General features: G+C 70.9%; 18 protein-coding genes. 5 read left to right on the top strand and 13 right to left on the bottom strand.

Translation table 11 applies throughout. From position 1 onward, the window contains the following. Positions 1 to 21 precede the first annotated feature (21 nt). From ACU6RU_RS12330 to ACU6RU_RS12300, 7 genes are all read right to left on the bottom strand, one after another. The gene (locus tag ACU6RU_RS12330; RefSeq protein ID WP_120263824.1) at positions 22 to 696 is read right to left on the bottom strand and encodes a response regulator; all 675 of its coding nucleotides are present in this window, start codon (positions 694 to 696) and stop codon (positions 22 to 24) included. Continuing rightward, positions 693 to 3,212: an ATP-binding protein gene (locus tag ACU6RU_RS12325; protein WP_446726673.1), complete on the bottom strand. Its 2,520-nt coding sequence runs from the start codon at positions 3,210 to 3,212 to the stop codon at positions 693 to 695. The genes ACU6RU_RS12330 and ACU6RU_RS12325 overlap by 4 nt, the downstream gene beginning before the upstream one ends. Before the next feature lie 173 nt (positions 3,213 to 3,385). Continuing rightward, positions 3,386 to 3,994 carry a potassium-transporting ATPase subunit KdpC gene (gene kdpC / locus ACU6RU_RS12320; RefSeq protein WP_289330610.1) on the bottom strand — a complete coding sequence of 203 codons (609 nt, stop codon included), beginning with the start codon at positions 3,992 to 3,994 and terminating at the stop codon, positions 3,386 to 3,388. A gap of 20 nt (positions 3,995 to 4,014) precedes the next feature. Beyond that, complete coding sequence (kdpB, locus tag ACU6RU_RS12315) at positions 4,015 to 6,192, bottom strand: potassium-transporting ATPase subunit KdpB (protein WP_446726672.1); 2,178 nt, start codon at positions 6,190 to 6,192, stop codon at positions 4,015 to 4,017. Beyond that, complete coding sequence (gene kdpA, locus ACU6RU_RS12310) at positions 6,192 to 7,874, bottom strand: potassium-transporting ATPase subunit KdpA (protein ID WP_446726671.1); 1,683 nt, start codon at positions 7,872 to 7,874, stop codon at positions 6,192 to 6,194. Before kdpA ends, kdpB begins: the two co-directional genes overlap by 1 nt. Position 7,875: 1 nt before the next feature. After that, positions 7,876 to 7,962, bottom strand: a complete 87-nt coding sequence (gene kdpF, locus ACU6RU_RS12305) for a K(+)-transporting ATPase subunit F (protein ID WP_064955215.1) — start codon at positions 7,960 to 7,962, stop codon at positions 7,876 to 7,878. Positions 7,963 to 8,156: 194 nt separating this feature from the next. Beyond that, positions 8,157 to 8,372, bottom strand: coding sequence for a hypothetical protein (locus tag ACU6RU_RS12300; RefSeq protein ID WP_120263819.1), 216 nt, complete (start codon positions 8,370 to 8,372; stop codon positions 8,157 to 8,159). A 73-nt stretch (positions 8,373 to 8,445) separates the two neighbouring features. Between ACU6RU_RS12300 and ACU6RU_RS12295 the strand changes: the two genes are divergently transcribed. From ACU6RU_RS12295 to ACU6RU_RS12280, 4 genes are all read left to right on the top strand, one after another. Beyond that, positions 8,446 to 8,781: a TraR/DksA family transcriptional regulator gene (locus tag ACU6RU_RS12295; protein WP_103841693.1), complete on the top strand. Its 336-nt coding sequence runs from the start codon at positions 8,446 to 8,448 to the stop codon at positions 8,779 to 8,781. A 163-nt stretch (positions 8,782 to 8,944) separates the two neighbouring features. Further along, positions 8,945 to 9,310: an ArsR/SmtB family transcription factor gene (locus ACU6RU_RS12290; protein ID WP_120263818.1), complete on the top strand. Its 366-nt coding sequence runs from the start codon at positions 8,945 to 8,947 to the stop codon at positions 9,308 to 9,310. A 62-nt stretch (positions 9,311 to 9,372) separates the two neighbouring features. Next, complete coding sequence (locus ACU6RU_RS12285) at positions 9,373 to 10,350, top strand: SRPBCC family protein (protein ID WP_446726670.1); 978 nt, start codon at positions 9,373 to 9,375, stop codon at positions 10,348 to 10,350. Between the two features lie 4 nt (positions 10,351 to 10,354). After that, the gene (locus ACU6RU_RS12280) at positions 10,355 to 11,389 is read left to right on the top strand and encodes a DUF1266 domain-containing protein (RefSeq protein WP_446726669.1); all 1,035 of its coding nucleotides are present in this window, start codon (positions 10,355 to 10,357) and stop codon (positions 11,387 to 11,389) included. Between the two features lie 39 nt (positions 11,390 to 11,428). Here ACU6RU_RS12280 and sufU read toward each other — a convergent pair whose 3' ends face one another. Next, positions 11,429 to 11,887 (bottom strand): Fe-S cluster assembly sulfur transfer protein SufU, encoded by a 459-nt coding sequence (gene sufU, locus ACU6RU_RS12275; RefSeq protein WP_446726668.1) that lies wholly within the window; start codon positions 11,885 to 11,887, stop codon positions 11,429 to 11,431. Further along, positions 11,884 to 13,212 carry an aminotransferase class V-fold PLP-dependent enzyme gene (locus ACU6RU_RS12270; RefSeq protein WP_446726667.1) on the bottom strand — a complete coding sequence of 443 codons (1,329 nt, stop codon included), beginning with the start codon at positions 13,210 to 13,212 and terminating at the stop codon, positions 11,884 to 11,886. The genes sufU and ACU6RU_RS12270 overlap by 4 nt, the downstream gene beginning before the upstream one ends. A gap of 162 nt (positions 13,213 to 13,374) precedes the next feature. Between ACU6RU_RS12270 and ACU6RU_RS12265 the strand changes: the two genes are divergently transcribed. Beyond that, complete coding sequence (locus ACU6RU_RS12265; protein ID WP_446726666.1) at positions 13,375 to 14,316, top strand: hypothetical protein; 942 nt, start codon at positions 13,375 to 13,377, stop codon at positions 14,314 to 14,316. A 136-nt stretch (positions 14,317 to 14,452) separates the two neighbouring features. Here ACU6RU_RS12265 and ACU6RU_RS12260 read toward each other — a convergent pair whose 3' ends face one another. The 4 genes from ACU6RU_RS12260 to ACU6RU_RS12245 form a co-directional block, all read right to left on the bottom strand. Next, a complete protein-coding gene (locus tag ACU6RU_RS12260; protein ID WP_446726665.1) occupies positions 14,453 to 16,516 on the bottom strand; it encodes an APC family permease in 2,064 nt (687 codons plus the stop codon). Between the two features lie 82 nt (positions 16,517 to 16,598). Continuing rightward, on the bottom strand, positions 16,599 to 17,354 hold the full coding sequence (locus tag ACU6RU_RS12255; protein ID WP_446726664.1) for a hypothetical protein: 756 nt from the start codon (positions 17,352 to 17,354) through the stop codon (positions 16,599 to 16,601). A gap of 161 nt (positions 17,355 to 17,515) precedes the next feature. Further along, the gene (locus ACU6RU_RS12250; protein WP_446726663.1) at positions 17,516 to 18,490 is read right to left on the bottom strand and encodes a hypothetical protein; all 975 of its coding nucleotides are present in this window, start codon (positions 18,488 to 18,490) and stop codon (positions 17,516 to 17,518) included. Beyond that, entirely contained in the window at positions 18,487 to 19,701 is a 1,215-nt protein-coding gene (locus tag ACU6RU_RS12245; protein WP_446726662.1) for an amidohydrolase, read from the bottom strand. The genes ACU6RU_RS12250 and ACU6RU_RS12245 overlap by 4 nt, the downstream gene beginning before the upstream one ends. Positions 19,702 to 19,748: the final 47 nt, after the last annotated feature.

The following is a 19,748-nucleotide window of genomic DNA, read 5'->3' as shown; positions in this document are numbered from 1 at the left end:
CCCGATCGTACCCAGCAGCATTCAGTCGACGATGAGCCGGTAGCCCATGCCCGACTCCGTGATGAGGTGCTCGGGGCGGGCCGGGTCGGCCTCGAGCTTCTTGCGCAGCTGCGAGACGTAGAGCCGCAGGTAGCCGGTGTCGTTGACCTGCTCGGTGCCCCACAGCTCCTTCAGCAGATCCTGCCGGGTCACGAGCGCTCCCGGGCTGCGCGCGAGGAAGTCGAGCATCCGCCACTCGGTCGGAGTGAGGTGCACGCGCTCGCCGCCGCGGGTGACGGTCTTGGCGGCCCGGTCGATCTCGACATCCGCGAACCGCACGACGGCGACGGATGCGGCACCGCCGGCCCGCCGGGTCAGCGCGCGCAGTCTCGCGAGCAGCTCGTCGATCTGGAAGGGCTTGGTGACGTAGTCGTCGGCCCCCGCGTCGAGCGCCGCGACCTTGTCGGCCGACCCCGTGCGCCCCGACACGACGATGATGGGCACGGCGCTCCACCCCCGCACGGCCTCGATCACGGCGACGCCGTCGAGGCGCGGCATCCCGAGATCGAGCACGATCACGTCGGGGTGCTCGGATGCCGCGGCGGCGATCGCGGCGGCGCCGTCGCCCGCCGAGACGACGTCGTACCCGTGCGCGGCGAGCGTGATGCGCAGCGCCCGCACGAGCTGCGGGTCGTCGTCGGCGAGGAGGACCTTCACGCCTCGATCCTGCCCTCTTGCGCGGCCGACGACGCCAGCGGCAGCTCGATCACCATGGTCAGGCCGCCCCCGGGAGTCTGCTCGGGCATCAGCTGACCCTGCATCCCCTCGGTGAAACCCCGCGACAGCGCGAGCCCCAGCCCGAGCCCGGTCGTGTTGTCGGTGTCGCCGAGTCGCTGGAAGGGAGCGAACACATCGCCGTGACGTTCGAGCGGGATGCCGGGACCGTGGTCGATCACGCGGATCTGCGCCCGCCCGCCCAGCGAGCTCGTGCTGATGCGCACCGGCGTGTCTGCCGGTGAGTGACGGTGCGCGTTCGCCAGCACGTTCACGATCACCCGCTGCAACAGCACCGGATCGGCGAGTACGGGATCGATCGCCTCGTCGAGGGCCAGCTCGACGGCAGCCGGGCCCAGACCGAGTTCGTCGACGGCGGCGAGCACGGCGTCGGCGGTGTCGACCGGCTGCAGCGCGACCGCGAGGGCACCGGCCTCGATGCGGCTGACGTCGAGCAGATCGGTGACGAGCGAGGTCAGGGTGCCCAGGCTCTCGTCGGCGGTGGCGAGGAGCTCGTCGCGGTCGGATTCGTCGAGCGCCGGGCCCGCCGCCCGGAGCCCGCCGAGGGCCGCGACGGCGGCGGCGAGGGGACGCCTCAGGTCGTGGCTCGCCGCCGAGAGGAGGGCGCTGCGCACCCGGTCGGTCTCCGCCAGCACCGAGGCCGACCTCGCGGCCCGCTGCAGGTCGGCCTGCTCGAGGGCGGCGGCGAGCTGCGCGACGACGACATCCAGCAGCCGGCGTTCCGAGCCGTCGAGCTGCTCCGACTCGCTGCCGTGCAGCTCGAGCACGGCCTCGCGTCCGACGTTGACGCGCAGGTGGCGGTCGTCACGCACGGGCTCGCCGTCGGCGGCGATCACGGTTCCGTCCGCGGCGATCAGGCGGGCTCCCGACATCCCGAACGCCTCGCGCGCCCGGGCGACGAGCGCGGGGATCGAGCCGTCGCCGCGCAGGACGCTGCCCGCGACCGCGGCGAGCAGCTCGGCCTCGGCGGCGGCGCGTCGTGCGGCGCGGGTGCCCCGGGCAGCCCGGTCGACGATCACGCTCACGAGCAGGGCGATCACGACGTAGAGCGCGAGCGCCCAGGTGTGCAGAGGGTCGGCGACCGTCACCGTGTAGAGGGGTGCGACGAAGAAGAAGTCGAGCGTCACCCCCGACATCACCGCCGCGAAGACCGCGGGCCACAGGCCCCCCACGAGCGCGACCACCACGACCAGCAGCTGATACGCCAGCACGTCGCTCGTGATCGACTCGGGACTCCGCAGTGCGACGAGCAGCCAGGTCAGCAGCGGGCCGCCGGTCAGCGCCACCACGAATCCGAGCATCCGGCGGCGCACACTCAGCGCGCCACCGGCCACGCGGGGCAGCGTGAAGCGACCGCCGGCGGCGGCGTGGGTCACGACGTGCACGTCAATGTCGCCCGATTCGCGGATCACGGTGGCACCGATGCCCGGGCCGCTGAGGGCCGCCGCGAGCCGGCCGCGACGGCTCACGCCGACGACGAGCTGCGACGCGTTGACCGACCGGGCGAACTCGACGAGGGCGGCGGGGATGTCGTCACCGACCACCTGGTGGTAGCTGCCGCCGAGCGATTCGACGAGGGCCCGCTGAGCGGCGAGGGCGGCCGGGTCGGCGGTGCGCAGCCCGTCTTGGCCCGACACGTGGACGGCCAGCAGCTCGCCGCCGGCCGAGCGGTCGACGATACGCGCGCCGCGCCGGATGAGCGTCTCACCCTCGGGGCCGCCGGTGAGCGCCACGACGACGCGCTCGCGCGCCTGCCAGGTGCCCCGGATGCCGTGCTCGGCGCGGTAGTCCTGCAGGGCGCTATCGACCTCGTCGGCCAGCCACAGCAGCGCGAGCTCGCGCAGGGCGGTGAGGTTCCCCAGCCGGAAGTAGTTCGACAGGGCGGCGTCGATCCGCTCGGCGGGGTAGACGAGGCCGGCGGCCAGTCGGTCGCGCAGTGACGGCGGCGCGAGATCGACGAGCTCGATCGGGTCGGCCGAGCGCACGACGGCATCCGGCACCGTCTCGCGCTGCGCGACGCCGGTGATCTGCTCGACGACGTCGCCCAGCGACTCGATGTGCTGGACGTTGACGGTCGTGATGACGTCGATGCCGGCATCCCGCAGCTCTTCGACATCCTGCCAGCGCTTCTCGTTGCGCGACCCGCCGACGTTGGTGTGGGCGAGCTCGTCGACGAGCGCGACGCGCGGAGCTCGGGCGAGGACGGCCTCGAGGTCCATCTCGTCGAGGGTGACGCCGCGGTGCTCGAGGCGCCGCCGCGGAACGATCGGCAGGCCCGCGGCCATCGCCGCTGTCGCGGCCCGGCCGTGGGTCTCGACGATCGCGACGACGACGTCGACTCCGGCATCCTGCAGCCGGCGACCTTCCTCGAGCATCTCGTAGGTCTTGCCGACACCGGGCGCCGCGCCCAGCAGCACCCGCAGTCGTCCCCGCTTCACGGCATCACCCTAGTTCTCCCGGGTCCGGATCGCCCGGATCGCCCGGCGCCCTCGCACCCTCGAGCCGCGATGCAAGGGATCGGGCGCGACACCCCGTCGAACGGCATCCCGCCTCGGCGCGGCGCCCCGCATCCCTTGCATCCGCGCTCGCCCGCCCTCGGGATCGGATGCCGTCACCGTGCGACACCGTCCAGCGCCAGGTTCAGTTCGACGACATTCACTCGCGGCTCGCCCAGAAACCCCAGGTCGCGGGCCGTCGTGTGCGCGGCGACGAGGTCGCGCACCTCCGCCGCCGAGAGCCCGCGCTCGGCCGCGACCCGTGCGACCTGCAGCTCGGCGTATGCCGGCGAGATGTGCGGGTCGAGGCCCGAGGCCGACGCGGTGACGGCATCCGCGGGGACGTCGGCGACGTCGACGCCCTCGCGGTCGGCGATCGTCGCCCGCCGCTCCTCGACCGCGGCGACGAGGTCGGCGTTGTTCGGGCCGAGGTTCGATCCGCTCGACGCCGCGGCGTCGTAGCCGTCGCCGGCCGCCGAGGGGCGTGGCTGGAAGTACTGCGGCAGCGCCTCGCCGTCGGCATCCGCGAACGACTGGCCGATGAGCGACGAGCCGACGACCTGGCCCTCGGCGTCGCGCAGCAGCGACCCGTTCGCCTGCGCCGGCAGCGCGAGACCGATCAGCGAGATGAGCAGGGTGTACCCGACTCCGAGCACGAGGGTGAGAACGATCATCGCGCGGACGGCGACGGCGGAGGTGCGCAGCGAGGCGCGAGCGGTGGACATGACAGGTCTCCAGACGGGGCTCAGAAGCCCGGGATGAGGCTGACGACGAGGTCGATCAGCTTGATGCCGACGAACGGTGCGATGACGCCGCCGAGCCCGTACACGACGAGATTGCGGCTCAGGATCGACGAGGCGCTCGCCGCGCGGTAGGCCACTCCCCGCAGCGCGAGCGGGATGAGCACGATGATGACGATCGCGTTGAACACGATCGCGCTCGTGACGGCGGATGCCGGCGACGACAGCTGCATGATGTTGAGCGCGGCGAGCCCCGGGAACACGCCCACGAACATCGCCGGGATGATCGCGAAGTACTTGGCGATGTCGTTCGCGAGCGAGAACGTCGTGAGCGCCCCGCGCGTGATGAGCAGCTGCTTTCCGATGCGGACGATGTCGATGAGCTTGGTCGGATCCGAGTCGAGGTCGACCATGTTGCCGGCCTCCTTCGCCGCCGACGTGCCCGTGTTCATCGCCACGCCGACGTCGGCCTGCGCCAGAGCCGGAGCGTCGTTCGTGCCGTCACCGGTCATCGCGACGAGGTGGCCGCCTTCCTGCTCCTTGCGGATCAGGGCGAGCTTGTCTTCGGGTGTCGCCTCGGCGAGGAAGTCGTCGACACCCGCCTCTCTCGCGATCGCGGCAGCGGTCAGCGGGTTGTCGCCCGTGATCATGACGGTGCGGATGCCCATCGAGCGCAGCTCCTCGAAGCGGTCGCGCAGCCCGTCCTTGACGACATCCTTCAGGTGGATGACGCCGAGCAGGGTTCCGGTTCCCGACGCGTCGAGGGTCGCGACGGCCAGCGGTGTGCCGCCGGACTGCGCGATCGCGTCGGCGTGGTGCAGCAGCTCTGCGCGGGCCTCGGTTGAGACCGGTCGCGCCGACGCGTCGAGCCAGGCGAGCACCGACCCCGACGCGCCCTTGCGCACCTGCGTGCCGTCGGGCAGGTCGACGCCGCTCATGCGCGTTTGTGCCGTGAAGGCCACCGCGACGGCGTCGCGAGGGAGCTCGGCGACGACATGCTGCGAGGCCGCGAGCTCGACGACCGAGGTGCCCTCGGGCGTCGGGTCGGATAGCGACGAGAGGGATGCCGCGCGGGCGAGGTCGGTCGCGTCGACGCCGGTCATCGCGACGAACTCCGACGCGCGCCGGTTGCCGTAGGTGATCGTGCCGGTCTTGTCGAGCAGCAGGGTCGTCACATCGCCGGCCGCCTCGACGGCACGACCCGACATCGCCAGGACGTTCCGCTGCACGAGGCGGTCCATGCCCGCGATGCCGATGGCCGACAGCAGCGCGCCGATCGTGGTGGGGATCAGGCAGACCAGCAGTGCGACGAGCACCGGGATGCTGACGGGGGAGGCGCTGTACGACGCGATCGGATTCATCGCCAGCACGACCACGACGAAGACGATCGACAGGCTCGCGAGCAGGATGTTGAGGGCGATCTCGTTTGGTGTGCGCTGCCGCGCAGCGCCCTCGACGAGGGCGATCATGCGGTCGACGAACGTCTCGCCGGGCTTCGACGTGATCCTCACGACGATGCGGTCGGAGAGCACCCGGGTGCCGCCCGTGACGGCGCTGCGGTCGCCGCCGGACTCCCGGACGACGGGAGCAGACTCGCCCGTGATCGCCGATTCGTCGACCGTTGCGATCCCGTCGACGATGTCTCCGTCGCCCGGGATGAGCTCGCCCGCTTCGACGAGGACGACATCTCCGAGCCGGAGGTCGGCCGAGGGCACTTCCTCGGTCGCGGCGCCGCGGGCTGCGGCATCCGTCCGCTCGTCGTACGAGACGACCCGGCGCGCGGTCGTGGTCGTCCGCGTCTTGCGCAGCGCCTGTGCCTGCGCCTTGCCGCGGCCCTCGGCGACCGACTCCGCCACGTTCGCGAAGAACACCGTGAGCCACAGCCAGACCGCGATGCCCCACGTGAACCCGGCCGGCACGTCCGTGCCGCCCGAGGTCTCGGGGCCGCCCAGGAACGGCTGCGCGATCGCGATCGCCGTCGTGAGGGCCGCGCCGACCCAGACGAGGAACATCACGGGGTTCCGCCATTGCGCGGCGGGGTTGAGCTTGCGCAGGGCGCCGGGGAGGGCGGCGCCGACCTGCGCGAAGCTGAAGGCGCTGCGCCGACGGGGCGCGGGGGTGGCGTCCGGGTCCGCGGACGACGGACCGGATGAGGGCCGGGTTTCGGTCAGGGAGGCAGACATCAGGAGAGTCCTTCGGCGAGGGGGCCCAGGGTGAGGACCGGGAAGTAGGTGAGCGCGGTGATGATGACGACGACGCCCGCGAGCAGACCCGCGAACTGCGGGCGATGCGTCGGCAGGGTGCCGGCGCTCGACGGGACCGCGTCTTGGGCGGCCAACGATCCAGCGAGAGCGAGGACGAGCACGATCGGGACGAACCGGCCGAGCAGCATCGCGACGCCGAGCGCCGTGTTGAGCCATGGGGTGTTGGCCGTGAGGCCGGCGAAGGCCGAGCCGTTGTTGTTCGCCGCGGAGGTGAACGCATAGAGGATCTCGCTCAGGCCGTGGACCCCCGGGTTCCAGATCGAGGTGCCCTCGACGTCGGCGCGGACGGCCGGGACGGCGAAGCTCAGTGCCGTGCCGGCGAGCACGAGCGTCGGCGTCACGAGGATGTACAGACTCGCGAGCTTGATCTCGCGGGGCCCGATTTTCTTGCCGAGGTATTCGGGCGTGCGTCCGATCAGCAGGCCGCCGACGAACACCGCGAGGATCGCGAGCACCAGCATCCCGTACAGCCCCGAACCGACGCCGCCGGGAGCGATCTCGCCGAGCATCATGTTCAGCATCGGCATCATGCCTCCGAGTGGCGTGAAGCTGTCGTGCATCGCGTTGACCGCGCCCGTCGACGTGAGCGTGGAAGCGCCGCCGAACAGCGCCGACGCGGCGACGCCGAACCGCGTCTCCTTGCCCTCCATCGCGGCGCCCGCGAGCTGCGTCGCCGCGCCGCCGCCGGACGCCTCGGCCCAGGATCCGAGGGCGATCGAGGCGAGGAAGATCCCGCCCATGACCGCGACGATCGTGTATCCCTGGCGATCGTCGCCGACGATGCGGCCGAAGGCGCGCGGCATGGCGAACGGGATGACGAGGAGCAGCAGGATCTCGAACAGGCTCGTCCACGGCGTCGGGTTCTCGAACGGGTGCGCGGAGTTCGCGTTGAAGAACCCGCCGCCGTTCGTGCCGAGCAGCTTGATGGCCTCCTGGCTCGCGACCGGCCCGCCCGGGATCGACTGCGCCCCGCCGGCGACGGTCTGCACGTCGGTGAACCCGGCGAAGTTCTGGATGACGCCGCCCGCGAGCAGCACGACGGCCGCGACGATCGCCATCGGGAGGAGGATGCGGCCGAGCCCGCGCACGAGGTCGACCCAGAAGTTGCCGATCGTGCCGGAGCGGCGGTAGGCGAAGCCACGGACGAGGGCGATGGCGACGGCGATCCCGACCGCCGCCGAGACGAAGTTCTGCACGGCGAGACCCGCGAACTGCACGGTGTAGCCGAGCGTCGCCTCGGGCGAGTACGACTGCCAGTTGGTGTTGGTCACGAACGAGATGGCGGTGTTGAACGCGAGGTGCTCGCTCGGTGCGGGCAGGCCGAGGCTGAACGGCAGAAGCGGCTGGATCCGCTGTAGCCCGTAGACGACCACGACGCCGACCAGGGAGAACAGCAGCACGCCGCGGGCGTAGGCCTGCCAGGTTTGCTCGGTGCGCGGGTCGACGCCGATCAGGCGGTAGACGCCCCGTTCGACGGCGAGGTCGCGCGGCGATGTGTAGACGCGGGCGATGTAGTCGCCGACGGGCCGGTACAGCAGGACGAGGATGAGGACGAGGGTCGCGATCTGCAGCGACGCGAACCCGATCTGCGCGGCATCCACGTCAGAACCGTTCGGGCCGCACGAGGGCGACGACGAGGTAGACGATGGCGGCGACGGCCAGCACCGCCGCGAGGAGCGAGAAGACCATCACAGCTTCTCGACCCCCCGGGCGATGAGGCCGGCGACGGCGAAGAGCGCGAGGATCGCGGCGAGATAGATGAGGTCGAGCACGAGATCAGATGCAACACCCCGTCGGACGCCGCATCCGTCGTCCTCACGGAATTCATACGGCCTCGCGCCCGCTCCTCACGCCGCCCTCACGGTCGTGCGGGATTCCAGGGATCAGGGCGCGAGGGGCGAGGACTCGTCGTCGATGACCCCGATGCCGACGGCGTGGTGGCTCGGCTCCTCGTCCTTCTTCTCGGGAGCCTTGGGCTCTTCGCCCGGCTCCTTCGCGACGCTGGGCTCTTCGAGCTCCTCCGTCGACGGTGTCTCGTCGGGTGCGTGCTCGGCGCCCTCGTCGGCGTGCTCAGCCTCGTTGTCGTGGTGATCGGTCATGTCGTACTCCCTTCCGCCCCCAGCGTGCGCCGATCGGGGCTTCGATGTCACCGGCTTGACGTAGGGTCGCGGGATGGACCCGGAAGCGCGACTGCACGAGCGTAAGCGCGAGCTCACCGTGCAGCTCGACCGGCTGGATGCCGACGACGACAGCCTCCGCCACGACCGTGCCGACGCGACAGCCGATGACGAGCACGACCCCGAGGGTTCAACACTGTCGGGGGAGTGGCAGCGGGTCGAGGCCCTGCGCCGCGCGGCGCGGGCCGAGCTCGCCGAGGTCGAAGCCTCGCTCGCCCGCGTCGCCGCCGGAACCTATGGCGTTTGCGCGAGCTGCGGCCGCGACATCCCGGTCGAGCGCCTCGAGGTGCGCCCGCACGCGACGATGTGCGTCGCGTGCGCTTCGCGCTAGCCGCGCGGGTAGGTGCCCGCGTCGCCCGCGTCCGAGCGAACTTCGGAGAATCACGCGAGATTCGGACGGATGCGGCATCCTGGTCCGACTTTCGCGCCGATCTCCGAAGTTCGATCGGCCAGGGCATTGACACCGACCGACCCGAGCCCTAACGTACAACCAAATGGTTGCACGAAACGAACCCCGGCCGAGCGAGCGGAGCGAGCTGAGCGATGACGACATCGACCGCCTCTTCCACGCGCTCGCGACGGCGACGCGTCGCGACATCCTCCGCCGGACGATCGAGCACGAGCAGTCGGTGTCGGCGCTCGCAGCCGACTACGACATGTCGTTCGCCGCGGTGCAGAAGCACGTCGGCGTGCTCGAGACCGCCGGCCTCATCGTCAAGCGAGCCGAGGGGCGCGAGCGGCTCGTGCGCGCCGACCCCGCCATGATCGCCCGCGCCCGTGCGCTCCTCGCCCGCTACGAAGACCTCTGGCGGGCCCGCGTCGACCGCCTCGACGCGCTGCTCGCCGAGCCCGAAGACTGACCCCGCAAACCCACAGAACCGCACCACACCGCACGCGCACCATCTGTTCGAAGGAGAATCCGATGCCCGTCACCGACATCACCACCGATGCCGACAACCTCACGATGACGCTCGTGGCGGATGTCGCCGCGCCCGTCGACCGCCTCTGGCGGGCGTTCACGCAGCCCGCGCAGCTCGAGCGCTTCTGGGGCCCTCCCGGCTGGCCCGCGACGTTCACGCGGTTCGACTTCACCCCGGGCGGACGCGCGCAGTACGCCATGTCGAGCCCGCAGGGCGAGAAGTCTCGGGGCACCTGGGAGTTCATCGCCATCGACGAGGGCCGCAGCTTCGAGGTTCTCGACGCCTTCGCCGACGAGAACGGCGAGCCGATGGAGCAGTTCCCGGCGATGCGGATGGTGTTCTCCTTCGATGCGACCGACACGGGCTCGCGGCTGACGAACGTCACCTACTTCACCTCGGCCGAGGGCCTCGAGCAGGTCATCGCCATGGGCGCGATCGAGGGCTCGCGCCTCGCGATGGGACAGCTCGACGCTGTCGTGCAAGACCTCCGCGCTTTCGCGCAGGGCCAGGGCACCCGCGTCGAGCTGCTCGACGACACCCACGCGCGCATCACGCGCTTCATCGACGGTCCGCGCGAGCTCGTGTGGCGTGCGCATCACGAGACCGAGCTGCTGAAGAAGTGGATGCTGGGTCCCGACGGCTGGACCATGACGGTCGCCGAACCCGCCACGGATGTCGGCAGCACCTACCGCTACGCGTGGGAGCAGGACGGCGCTCCCGAGACGGCGTTCGGATTCGAGGGCGAACTGCTGCAGCTCGACGCGCCCCGGCGCGAGGTCACGACCGAGCGGATGTCGGGAGCCGACGGCCCCGGCACGATCAACGATCTGCAGCTGTACGAAGAAGACGGCGCCACCCTCCTCACGCTCCTCGTTGAGTACCCCGACAAGGAGACGCGCGACATGATTCTCGCTACCGGCATGGCCGACGGCATGGAGGACTCGTACGCCCGTCTCGAGACGGAGGTACTGACAAAATGATGGGGTGACCGAACCCGTGATCGCCCTGCAGAATCATCCCGGCGACGTGGAGTTCCCCGTCCGCCCGCGGCGGCGGTACACGCGGATGCTGGACGCGCGGCGCAAGGCCGACCCCAAAGCCATGGGCAAGCGAGCCCTGCCCGTGACGGCGATCGCGGTGCCGATCGGCATCCTGGGCTTGGTGCTGTCCTACGTGTTGGTGGGCAGCGAGGATTTCGGGAACAACCTGTTCGGTCTCTTCCTGGGGATGTGCGCGGGCCTGCTCGTGGCGTCGATCGTCCTCGCCGCGCGCGACGCCCGCGCTCCGCGAGATGCGCAGCGGCAGTACCTCGCCCTCGTGGCGCGGAGCCCGCTCACGCCGCGACAGCAGCAGATCCTCGCCCTCGACGCCGCGAGCGACTTCGCGATGCGCGGCTGGAACTCGTCGCTCGCGTTCACGCCGACCTTCGCCGAGCTGCCGCAGGATCTGCGCTCGAAGCACCGCGACGGCGCCGACGGATCACCGTGGTTCGCGCTTCCGCTGCCGGGCATGCAGCAGCTTCGTGCAGCACTCGACGAGCAGTTCAAGATCGTCTCGCGCTCCGACGCCGAGCTGCTGGTGGCTGACACGCTCGCGCGGGGCGTGCTCTCGACACGGTTCGCCGAAGTCGCGCAGAGCGATGCCGCGGAGCACATGATGTCGCGCATCGCGGCCCTCACCGATCTGCCGGTCTTCGACATCCACGACCTCGCCCGTGGCGACGACGCTCGCCCGCCGCGACTGCTGCTCGCCGCCGACATCGAGCGCGCGATCGGCGGTGTCCGCTACGCGTACGTCGCCGGCTACCTGACGGCCGACGAGGCGTGGTCACTGCTCGAGCCGTTGGCGAGCCGGGCCTTCACCACGTACCGCGACCGCGACGAGTACTGGCGCGAGGTCGTCGTCGCCACGGCGTTCCGCACGGACTCGCTCGAGTCGGTGCAGCGCCAGCGCGAGACGCTCGCCGAGCTGCAGCGGTCGGACTGGCCCGCGGCATCCGTCGCCTGGCCGTCGGCCTGAACGGCGCCTGGCCGTCGGCCTGACCGGCCGCGACGCGGTTCAGGCGCGGCCGAGACCGTCTTCGAGCGCGACCCAGGCGAGCATCGCGCACTTGACGCGAGCCGAGAACTTCGAGACGCCCGACAGCGCCGCGGCGTCGCCGAAGGTCTCCTCGTCGAGGGGGATGGTGCCGCGCGAGCGCAGCGCCTCCCGGAAGCGCTCGATGAGCGCGACCGCGTCGGTCCGCGTCATCCCGTCACCCTCGATCTCCTCTTCGACCAGCGAGGCCAGCATCGAGGCCGAGGCCTGCGAGATCGAGCAGCCGGTGCCCTCCCACGAGACCTCGGTGATGCGGTCGCCGTCGACGGCGACGCGCAGCGTGATCTCGTCGCCGCAGACGGGGTTCTTCTGGTGCGAATCGGCATGCGCCGCGTCGCCGACGTCGTGGAGGGGGTTTCCGACCGGGTGCTTCGAGTGATCGAGGATGAGCTCCTGGTACAGCGAGTCGAGCCCGGTCATGCGTGTGCCCCTTCGGCCTCGTCGGTGACGCCGAAGAAGCCGCGGATGCCGCGCACCGCGTCGAGGAACAGGTCGACGTCGTCTTCGGTGTTGTACAGCGCCGTCGAGGCGCGGACGGATGCCGTCATCCCGAACTGCCGGTGCAGCGGCGCGGCGCAGTGGTGTCCGACCCGCACGGCGATGCCCTGGGCGTCGAGGAACTGGCCCGCGTCGTGCGCGTGCACACCGGCGACGTCGAACGACCACAGGCCGACGCGGTCGGAGCCCGGCGCATCGCCGAGCAGGCGGATGCCGGGGATCTCGCGCAGCCCCGCGCCCATGCGCTCGGCGAGTGCGACCTCGTGCGCGTGGATGTTCGCGGGCCCGACATCCTGCAGGTAGCGGACGGCGGCGGCGAGACCGATGGCGGGTCCGACGGCCTGCGTTCCGGCCTCGAACTTCTGCGGAGCCGGCAGGTACTCGGCGTGGTCGAGCGTGACGGTGGTGATCATCGACCCGCCGGTGAGGAACGGCGGCAGTGCGTCGAGCACCTCGGCGCGGCCGTACAGCCCGCCGATCGCATAGGGGCCGAGCATCTTGTGGCCGCTGAAGACGGCGAGGTCGACGCCGAGCGCGGGGAGGTCGAGCGGCAGGTGCGGCGCCGACTGGCAGGCGTCGAGCACCGTCGTCGCGCCGACCGCTTGGGCGAGCGCGACGATCTCGGCGACCGGGTTGACGATGCCGAGCACGTTCGAGACGTGCGTGAAGGCGACGATCCGGGTGCGTTCGCCGATGATGGCTGCCGCGGCATCCAGGTCGAGCGTGCCGTCGGCCCGTGCGGGGATGTGGCGCAGCACGGCTCCCGTGCGGGCGGCGAGCTCCTGCCAGGGGATGAGGTTGGCGTGGTGCTCGATCGCCGTCGTGACGATCTCGTCGCCCGGGGAAAGCGCGTAGGGCGCTGATGCGGGTGCGCCCCGGCCGAGCGTGGCGTTGCCGATCGCGTAGGCGACGAGGTTGAGGCCCGCGGTCGCGCCGCTGGTCCAGACGAGCTGCTCGGGCTGCGCCCCGACGAAGCCGGCGACCGTGGCGCGGGCATCTTCGAACAGATCGGTCGCTTCGGCCGCGAGAGTGTGCGCGCCGCGGTGGACGGCGGAGTTGGCGTGCGTGAGGAAGTCGCGTTCGGCATCGAGGACCGCGGTGGGCTTCTGACTCGTCGCGGCGGAGTCGAGGTACACGAGCCGGTGCCCGTTGACGTGCTCCGACAGGATCGGGAAGTCGGCGCGCAGCGACACCGCGTCGAGCGGGCTGACGCGCGGCGAAGCGGCGGGAACGGCGGGAGAGCTCACCCCTCTAGGCTACGCCCGCCCGCCGACGCGAGCTCGGGTCGGGTCGAGCTGGATCGGCGAGAACGTACCCCCGCCGCGAGAACGCACCGTGTGGGGTACGCGCTCGCGGCACCGGTACGCGCTCGCTGCGGACGAGCGCGGCGCGCTGGCACGATGAGGGGTATGAGCGACACGACTTCCGGTGAACTGCACGATGCGGCGCGTGACCGCGCGCGGCGCGACCAGCTGACCGCGCACGCCGACGCCGCCCGCGGCCTCGTCGCGCAGCGCGAGCGCGACCTCGCCGAGCTGCAGCAGAAGCTGCGGGTCGAGACCGCCGACGTGCGCCGTCTCGAGCGCTTCTCGCCGGCGCAGGTGTGGGGTCTCCTCCGCGGCGACATCGACGACAAGCTTGCGGTCGAGCGGGCGGAGCAGCAGGCGGCCGAGCATGCCGTCGACGGCGCGACCGAGCGGCTCGCGCACGCCCGGGTCGACCTGGCCCGGATCGAGGACGAGATCGCCGCACTCGGCGACGTGGATGCCGCCTACGCGGCCGCCCTCGCCCGGCGCGAGCACGAACTGCGGGCCGCCGATCCGGATGCCGCGGCCGAGCTCACGCGGCTCGACTCCGAGGCCGGCGTGCTCAGCGCCGAGGCACGGGAGATCGCCGAGGCGCGGTCGGCGCTCGAGCGGTCCCAGGAGGCTCTCGGCGCTGCACAGCAGGCCCTCGACTCCGCGGGAGGCTGGTCGACCTATGACACCTTCTTCGGCGGCGGCATGGTCGCCGACTGGATGAAGCACGACCGCATCGGACGGTCCGCCCGCGCCTTCACGGTCGTGAACCGGGCGCTCGAGACTCTGGCGACCGAACTCGCCGACATCGACGCGCCGCCCCTCGCGGGCGTGCAGATCTCGGAGTCGCTCGCCGTCTTCGACGTGCTGTTCGACAACGTGATCGCGGACTTCATGGTGCGCCAGCGCATCGCCGACGCGCAGGCCGCGGCATCCGATCTTCGCCTGCGTCTCGATGGCCTCGGCGACTACCTCGTCCAGCGGGCGGATGCCGTCGAGACGCGCACCGCCGCCCTCCTCGCCCACCGCGAACGTCTCCTTCTCGACGCCTGACGGACGCCCGGCACCGGGCACGCAGTGCGCGAGAGCCTACCGTTCGCGCGAGAGGGCACCGTGGAGGGTGCGGTGTCGCGGCGAGGGTACGTTCTCGCATCGACCCGGCCCGCGGACGCCCGGCGCGGGCGCGGGCTCAGCGCTCGTCGGGCGAATCAGTGTGGGCCACGAGGCCGTAGGTCGCGGAGGCGCGGCCCGCGCGGTCATCGCCGGGCATGGGGCGCGAGCGCCGGCCGTAGACGATCTCCGACGAATCGAGCAACCAGGGCACAAGGGTGATCTGCACGCCGTGCACCATCATCAGCTGCTGCGCGATGCGGCGTGCGCGTCGGTTGTGCAGGAAGGTCTCCCACCAGTGGCCGACGATGTACTGCGGCAGGTAGACCGTCACGACCGCCGAGCCGTGCTTCTCACGGTATTTGCGGATGAAGGCGGCGAGCGGAGCCGCGTACTGGCGGTACGGCGACTCGATGATGACGAGCGGAACCGGCACCCCGTGCACCTCCCACTCGGTCTGCACGTCCTGCGCGGACTCCTTCGACACCGCCACGTGCACGGCGATCGTCTTGTCGTGCTTGGCCGACAGGGCGTAATCGATGGCCTTCGCGACCGGCTTCTGCAGGCGGTTCACCAGGACGAGGGCGACGTCCCCCGTCGACCCGAAGTGCACGTCGTCGTCCATCGCGATCTCGTGCTCGACGTCGCGGTAGTAGCGGCTCACGCCGACCATGAGGAAAGCCAGGATCGGGATGGCGATGAACACGAGCCACGCGCCGTGGGTGAACTTCGTCACCGTGACGATCAGGAGGACCGCCACGGTGAAGGTCGCTCCGATTCCGTTGATCACGAGACCGCGTCGGGCCTCCGCGCGGTCGGCGGTGGCAGTCGGATGCAGCAGCCGCAGCTCGCGCCTCCAGTGCTTGACCATGCCGACCTGGCCCAGCGAGAACGAGACGAACACGCCGATGATGTACAGCTGGATGAGCGTCGTCAGGTCGGCCTGGAAGACCACGAGCACGAGGATCGCGGCGAGCCCCAGGATGATCATGCCGTTGGAGAAGACGAGACGGTCGCCGCGGGTGTTGAGCGACTTCGGCGCGTATCCGTCGCGGGCCAGCACCGCCCCCAGCAGCGGGAACCCGTTGAACGCGGTGTTCGCGGCCAGCAGCAGCACGCACGCGGTCGCGGCCTGGATGATGAAGAATGGGATCGAGCCCATGCCGAACGTCGCGGCGGCGATCTGCGCCATGAGACTCGGCTGCGGCTGGTTGACGCAATCGAAGCCGACGAGGGCGCACGGATCCTCGGCGTAGTGCACGCCGGTGATGAGGCCGAGTGCCGTCAGCCCCGAGAACAGCAGGATGGCGATCGTGCCCATCATGACGAGGGTCTTCTGCGCGTTCTCGACCTTCGGGGCGCGGAAGGCCGGCACGCCGTTCGACACCGCTTCGACGCCGGTCAGCGCGGAGCAGCCGCTCGAGAACGCCCGCAGGATCAGCAGGATGAGCGCGACCTGGCTGAGGCTCTCGGCTTCCATCGCGAACTGCGCGCTCGACGCCACGGGCGCATCGCCGAGGAACGTGCGGATGAGTCCCGTCGCCACCATGACGCCGACCGAACCGATGAAGATGTAGGTCGGCACGGCGAACGCCGACGAGGCCTCACGCACGCCGCGGAGGTTGACGATGATGATGAGGACGACGAAGCCGACCGCCAACTCGACCCGCCACGGCGCGAGCCCGGGCAGCGCCGAGATGATGTTGTCGACACCGGAGGCTACTGACACCGCCACCGTCAGGATGTAGTCGACCAGCAGCGCGGCCGCGACGACGACGCCCGCCTTCTCGCCGAGGTTCGTGCGTGCGACCTCGTAGTCGCCGCCGCCCGAGGGGTAGGCCTTGATCAGCTGCCGGTAGCTGAGGACGACGACGACGAGCAGGGCCACGACCGCGAGCGCGACCCACGGGCTGAAAGCGAGCATCGCCGTGCCGCCGATCGCCAGGATCATCAGCAGTTCCTGCGGCGCGTAGGCGACCGACGACAGGGCGTCTGAGGCGAAGATCGGCAGCGCCCGGCCCTTGGGCAGGAGCTGCTCGTCGAGCTTCTCGGAGTCGAGCGGATCGCCGATGAGGATGCGCTTGGCGATGGGCGTCGAATCCTCGCCCGGCTCGCGACTGTCAGTGGTCACGGCGGGCGACATTACGCCTGGCGCGGCATCCTGCGCAATCTCGCCGCGCCGAGCGTCACCAGAGTGTTGCCGAACCGCCGCATCCGCTTCGAGATCAGAGCCCGCTGTAGGGGCGACACAGGATGTCGACGAGGCCGAGGCCTTCAGCCGTGTCCGCGAACACGCTGTACGAAAGGTCCTGCACGGTGCCCTCGGGCGAGAGGACATCAGTCCGGTCGATATCGAAGACGAAGCGCAGTTCGCCGTGCTCGGGCATCGGCCATTCGTCATCGGGACCGTTCGAGCGCACCGCATCTGCCGGCGAGCCGATGGCGAGCCCGAACTCAGACGTTATGGGCACTGTCTGTACTTCGTTCGCCCGGATGCTCACCCACGTCGGGATGCTGTATTCATCTCGCGGCTTGTTGCCGTCGACGAAGATCATGTCGTACAGGGTGAATCCGGCCCAGTCGTAGATCGTGTAGTCGGGGAAGTGGCTGCCGTCTCCGGTCTGGACACCGAGCTGAGGTTCGGTTCCGAACGCCTCGGTCAGAGCGGCGACGGCGGGCCCGACCTCATCGCGCCAGCGGAACTCGAGCAGCGTCGACCCGTCGTCGGCAACGATCGTGAAACCTGTCGCCGCCATGACGATCTCGGCCGCGAGGGGAGCGGCATCTGTCGGCGTCGTTGTCGGCGTGGGTGTTGGGGTAGGCGCCGGTGTCGCGCTGGTCGGAGCCGGCGACGACGGCGCCGCCGCGGGCGCGCCATCGCGCTGCGTGAGCAGGAACACGGCGACCGCCGCGACGATCAACAGCACCCCGGCCACGATCGAGAGCACGATGAGGGGCCGCCGCGATGTCGCTGTGGTCATACTCGCCATCCTGGCAGGGCAGTCACCGCCGGCGGCATCCCGGGGCGGTACGCGGATGCAACGAATCGGTCACAACGCGCCGCGTGCGGATGCCGCGCCGCGGCGTGTCGGTGACGAACCCTTGCATCGGCGTCCCCGGCACCCGGCGCCGGGGACCCGGATCAGCGACCGGCGCGGAAGGTGTAGGTGACGGTGACCTTGCTGCCCTCGACCGTGACGGCTGCCCCGAAGCGGCGCTGACCGTCCTGGTAGAACGTGTTGCGGTCCGAGCCGAACACGAACGACCCGCCCTGCCCGGAGTCGGGACCGAGCGCGGCGACCTCGTCGGCCGACATGTCGAGCTCGACGCCGAAGTCGTCGGTCACCGGGACGTCGATGTCGGAGTCGTACGAGATGAACGTCGGTGCGGGCACCTCGGCACGCGGACGGTTGCCCTCGCTCAGGAAGACGTCGTACAGGCGGAAGCCCTCCCAGGCGTAGATCTTGTACGCGTAGTTCTCGGCGTCGCCGTTCTGGAAGTCCTCGGTCGGCGCGGCACCGAAGAGCTCGGTGAGGGCAGCCACGGCGGGAGCCGCGTCATCCGCCCATGCGTGGGTGAAGACGGTCGAACCGCTCGCGTCGGCGATCGTGAACCCGTCGGCGGTCACCGCGACGCCCGACGTCGCCGCGGGGGCGCTCGGGCTCTCCGATGGCACCGGGGTGTCCGACGGCTGCGGAATCGACTGCGTCGCCGGAGCGGTCGGCACCGGATCAGCCGCGGGCTCCTGGCGCTGCGACTGCTGCGTCAGGTAGATCACGAAGACCACGACGACCGCGACGACCAGCAGCCCCGCGATGCTCGAGAGGATGACGAGCAGACGGCGGTCGCCGCCGCCTCCGTCGTCGTGCTGATCGGCCAGACGCGGCGCGAGGGGCTCGTCGGGCCAGCCCGCCATGACCGGCGCCATCCCCGACGCCTTCTCGCGCTTGGGTCCGGGCTCACGCGACGCGCGGGGCTTCTTCTCGCGAGGCTCGCGCTGCTCGCGAGGCGCCTTCTCACGAGGCTCGCGCGGCGTCTTCTCGCGCTTCGCGCGCCCGGGCTTTTCCGGGGGCTCGTACGGCTCGAAATCGGCGAACGGGTCGTTGGGGTCGCTCATGCGAGGAACTCCTTGGCTGCCACGACGAGGTTCTCGACACCGCGCTCGATCGTGGGGTGCATGACCGGCGCGAAGAACGGGGAGTGGTTTGTGGGGATGTCGCGCTCGACGGTCCCCGCCGCGACGGCATCCGCGAACTTCTGCGGGTCGACGCCGCCCCAGAACCAGAACACGAGGGGAACGCCGGCCTCGCGCGCGAACCACGAGACGTCCTCGCTGCCGGTGAACATGCCCGGGTCGACGACGCTCCCCTCGCCGAAGGCGCGCTCGAACGCGGCGCTCAGGCGGGCTGTCGCCGTGTGGTCGTTGATCGTCGGGGGCAGGGTGTGGTCGACGGTGATGGTGGGCTCGGTCTCCGCGCCCGACGCCGCCGCTTCGGCCCGCACGATGCGTTCGACCTTCGCCATCACGCGCTCGCGCGCGGCGTCGTCGGGGTAGCGCAGGCTGAGCTCGAGCTTCGCCTCGGCCGGGATGATGTTGTTCTTCAGGCCGGCGTGGATCGAGCCGACCGTCACGACGGCCACATCGCGAGGGTCGACCTCGCGCGAGACGATCGTCTGCAGGCGCATGACGGTCGCTGCCGCCATGACGACGGGATCGATCGTCGAGTGCGGGCGCGAGCCGTGTCCGCCGCGACCGTGCAGCACGACGCTGAGGCCGTCGGATGCCGCCATCTGCGTGCCGGGCCGCACGCCGATGACACCCGCGGGCAGGGGCGTGACGTGCTGGCCCAGCACGATGTCGGGCTTCGGGAAGCGGTCGAGCACGCCGTCGGCGATCATCGCCTGCGAGCCGGCTCCGTACTCTTCGGCGGGCTGGAAGACGGCGACGACGGTTCCCGACCACTCGTTCTGCGTGGCGATGAGCTGTTCGAGGGCGCCGAGGAGCGCGGTGACGTGCATGTCGTGGCCGCACGCATGCATGACGGGCACGTCGTTGCCGGCGGGGTCGACGCCGCGCGCCGTCGAGGCGTACTCGAGGCCGGTCTGCTCGGGCACCGGGAGGCCATCCATGTCGGCGCGCAGCCAGACGACCGGGCCGTCGCCGTTGCGGATGGCGGTGGCGACACCGGTGCGACCGATGCCTTCTTCGTACTCGAGGCCGAGCTCGCTCAACCGGGCCGCGATGACAGCGGCCGTCCGCGTCTCCTGGAACGACAGTTCCGGGTGCCGGTGGAGGTCCGTGTACAGGGCGTCGAGGTCCAAAGCCATACATCGAGCCTACGGGAGCGCACCTGCACGCTGCCCGGGATGCCACG

Source organism: Microbacterium sp. F1-18, from assembly GCF_052921305.1.
The sequence above is the reverse complement of the archived record's forward strand: the minus strand, read 5'-3'. Positions and strand labels throughout refer to the sequence as shown.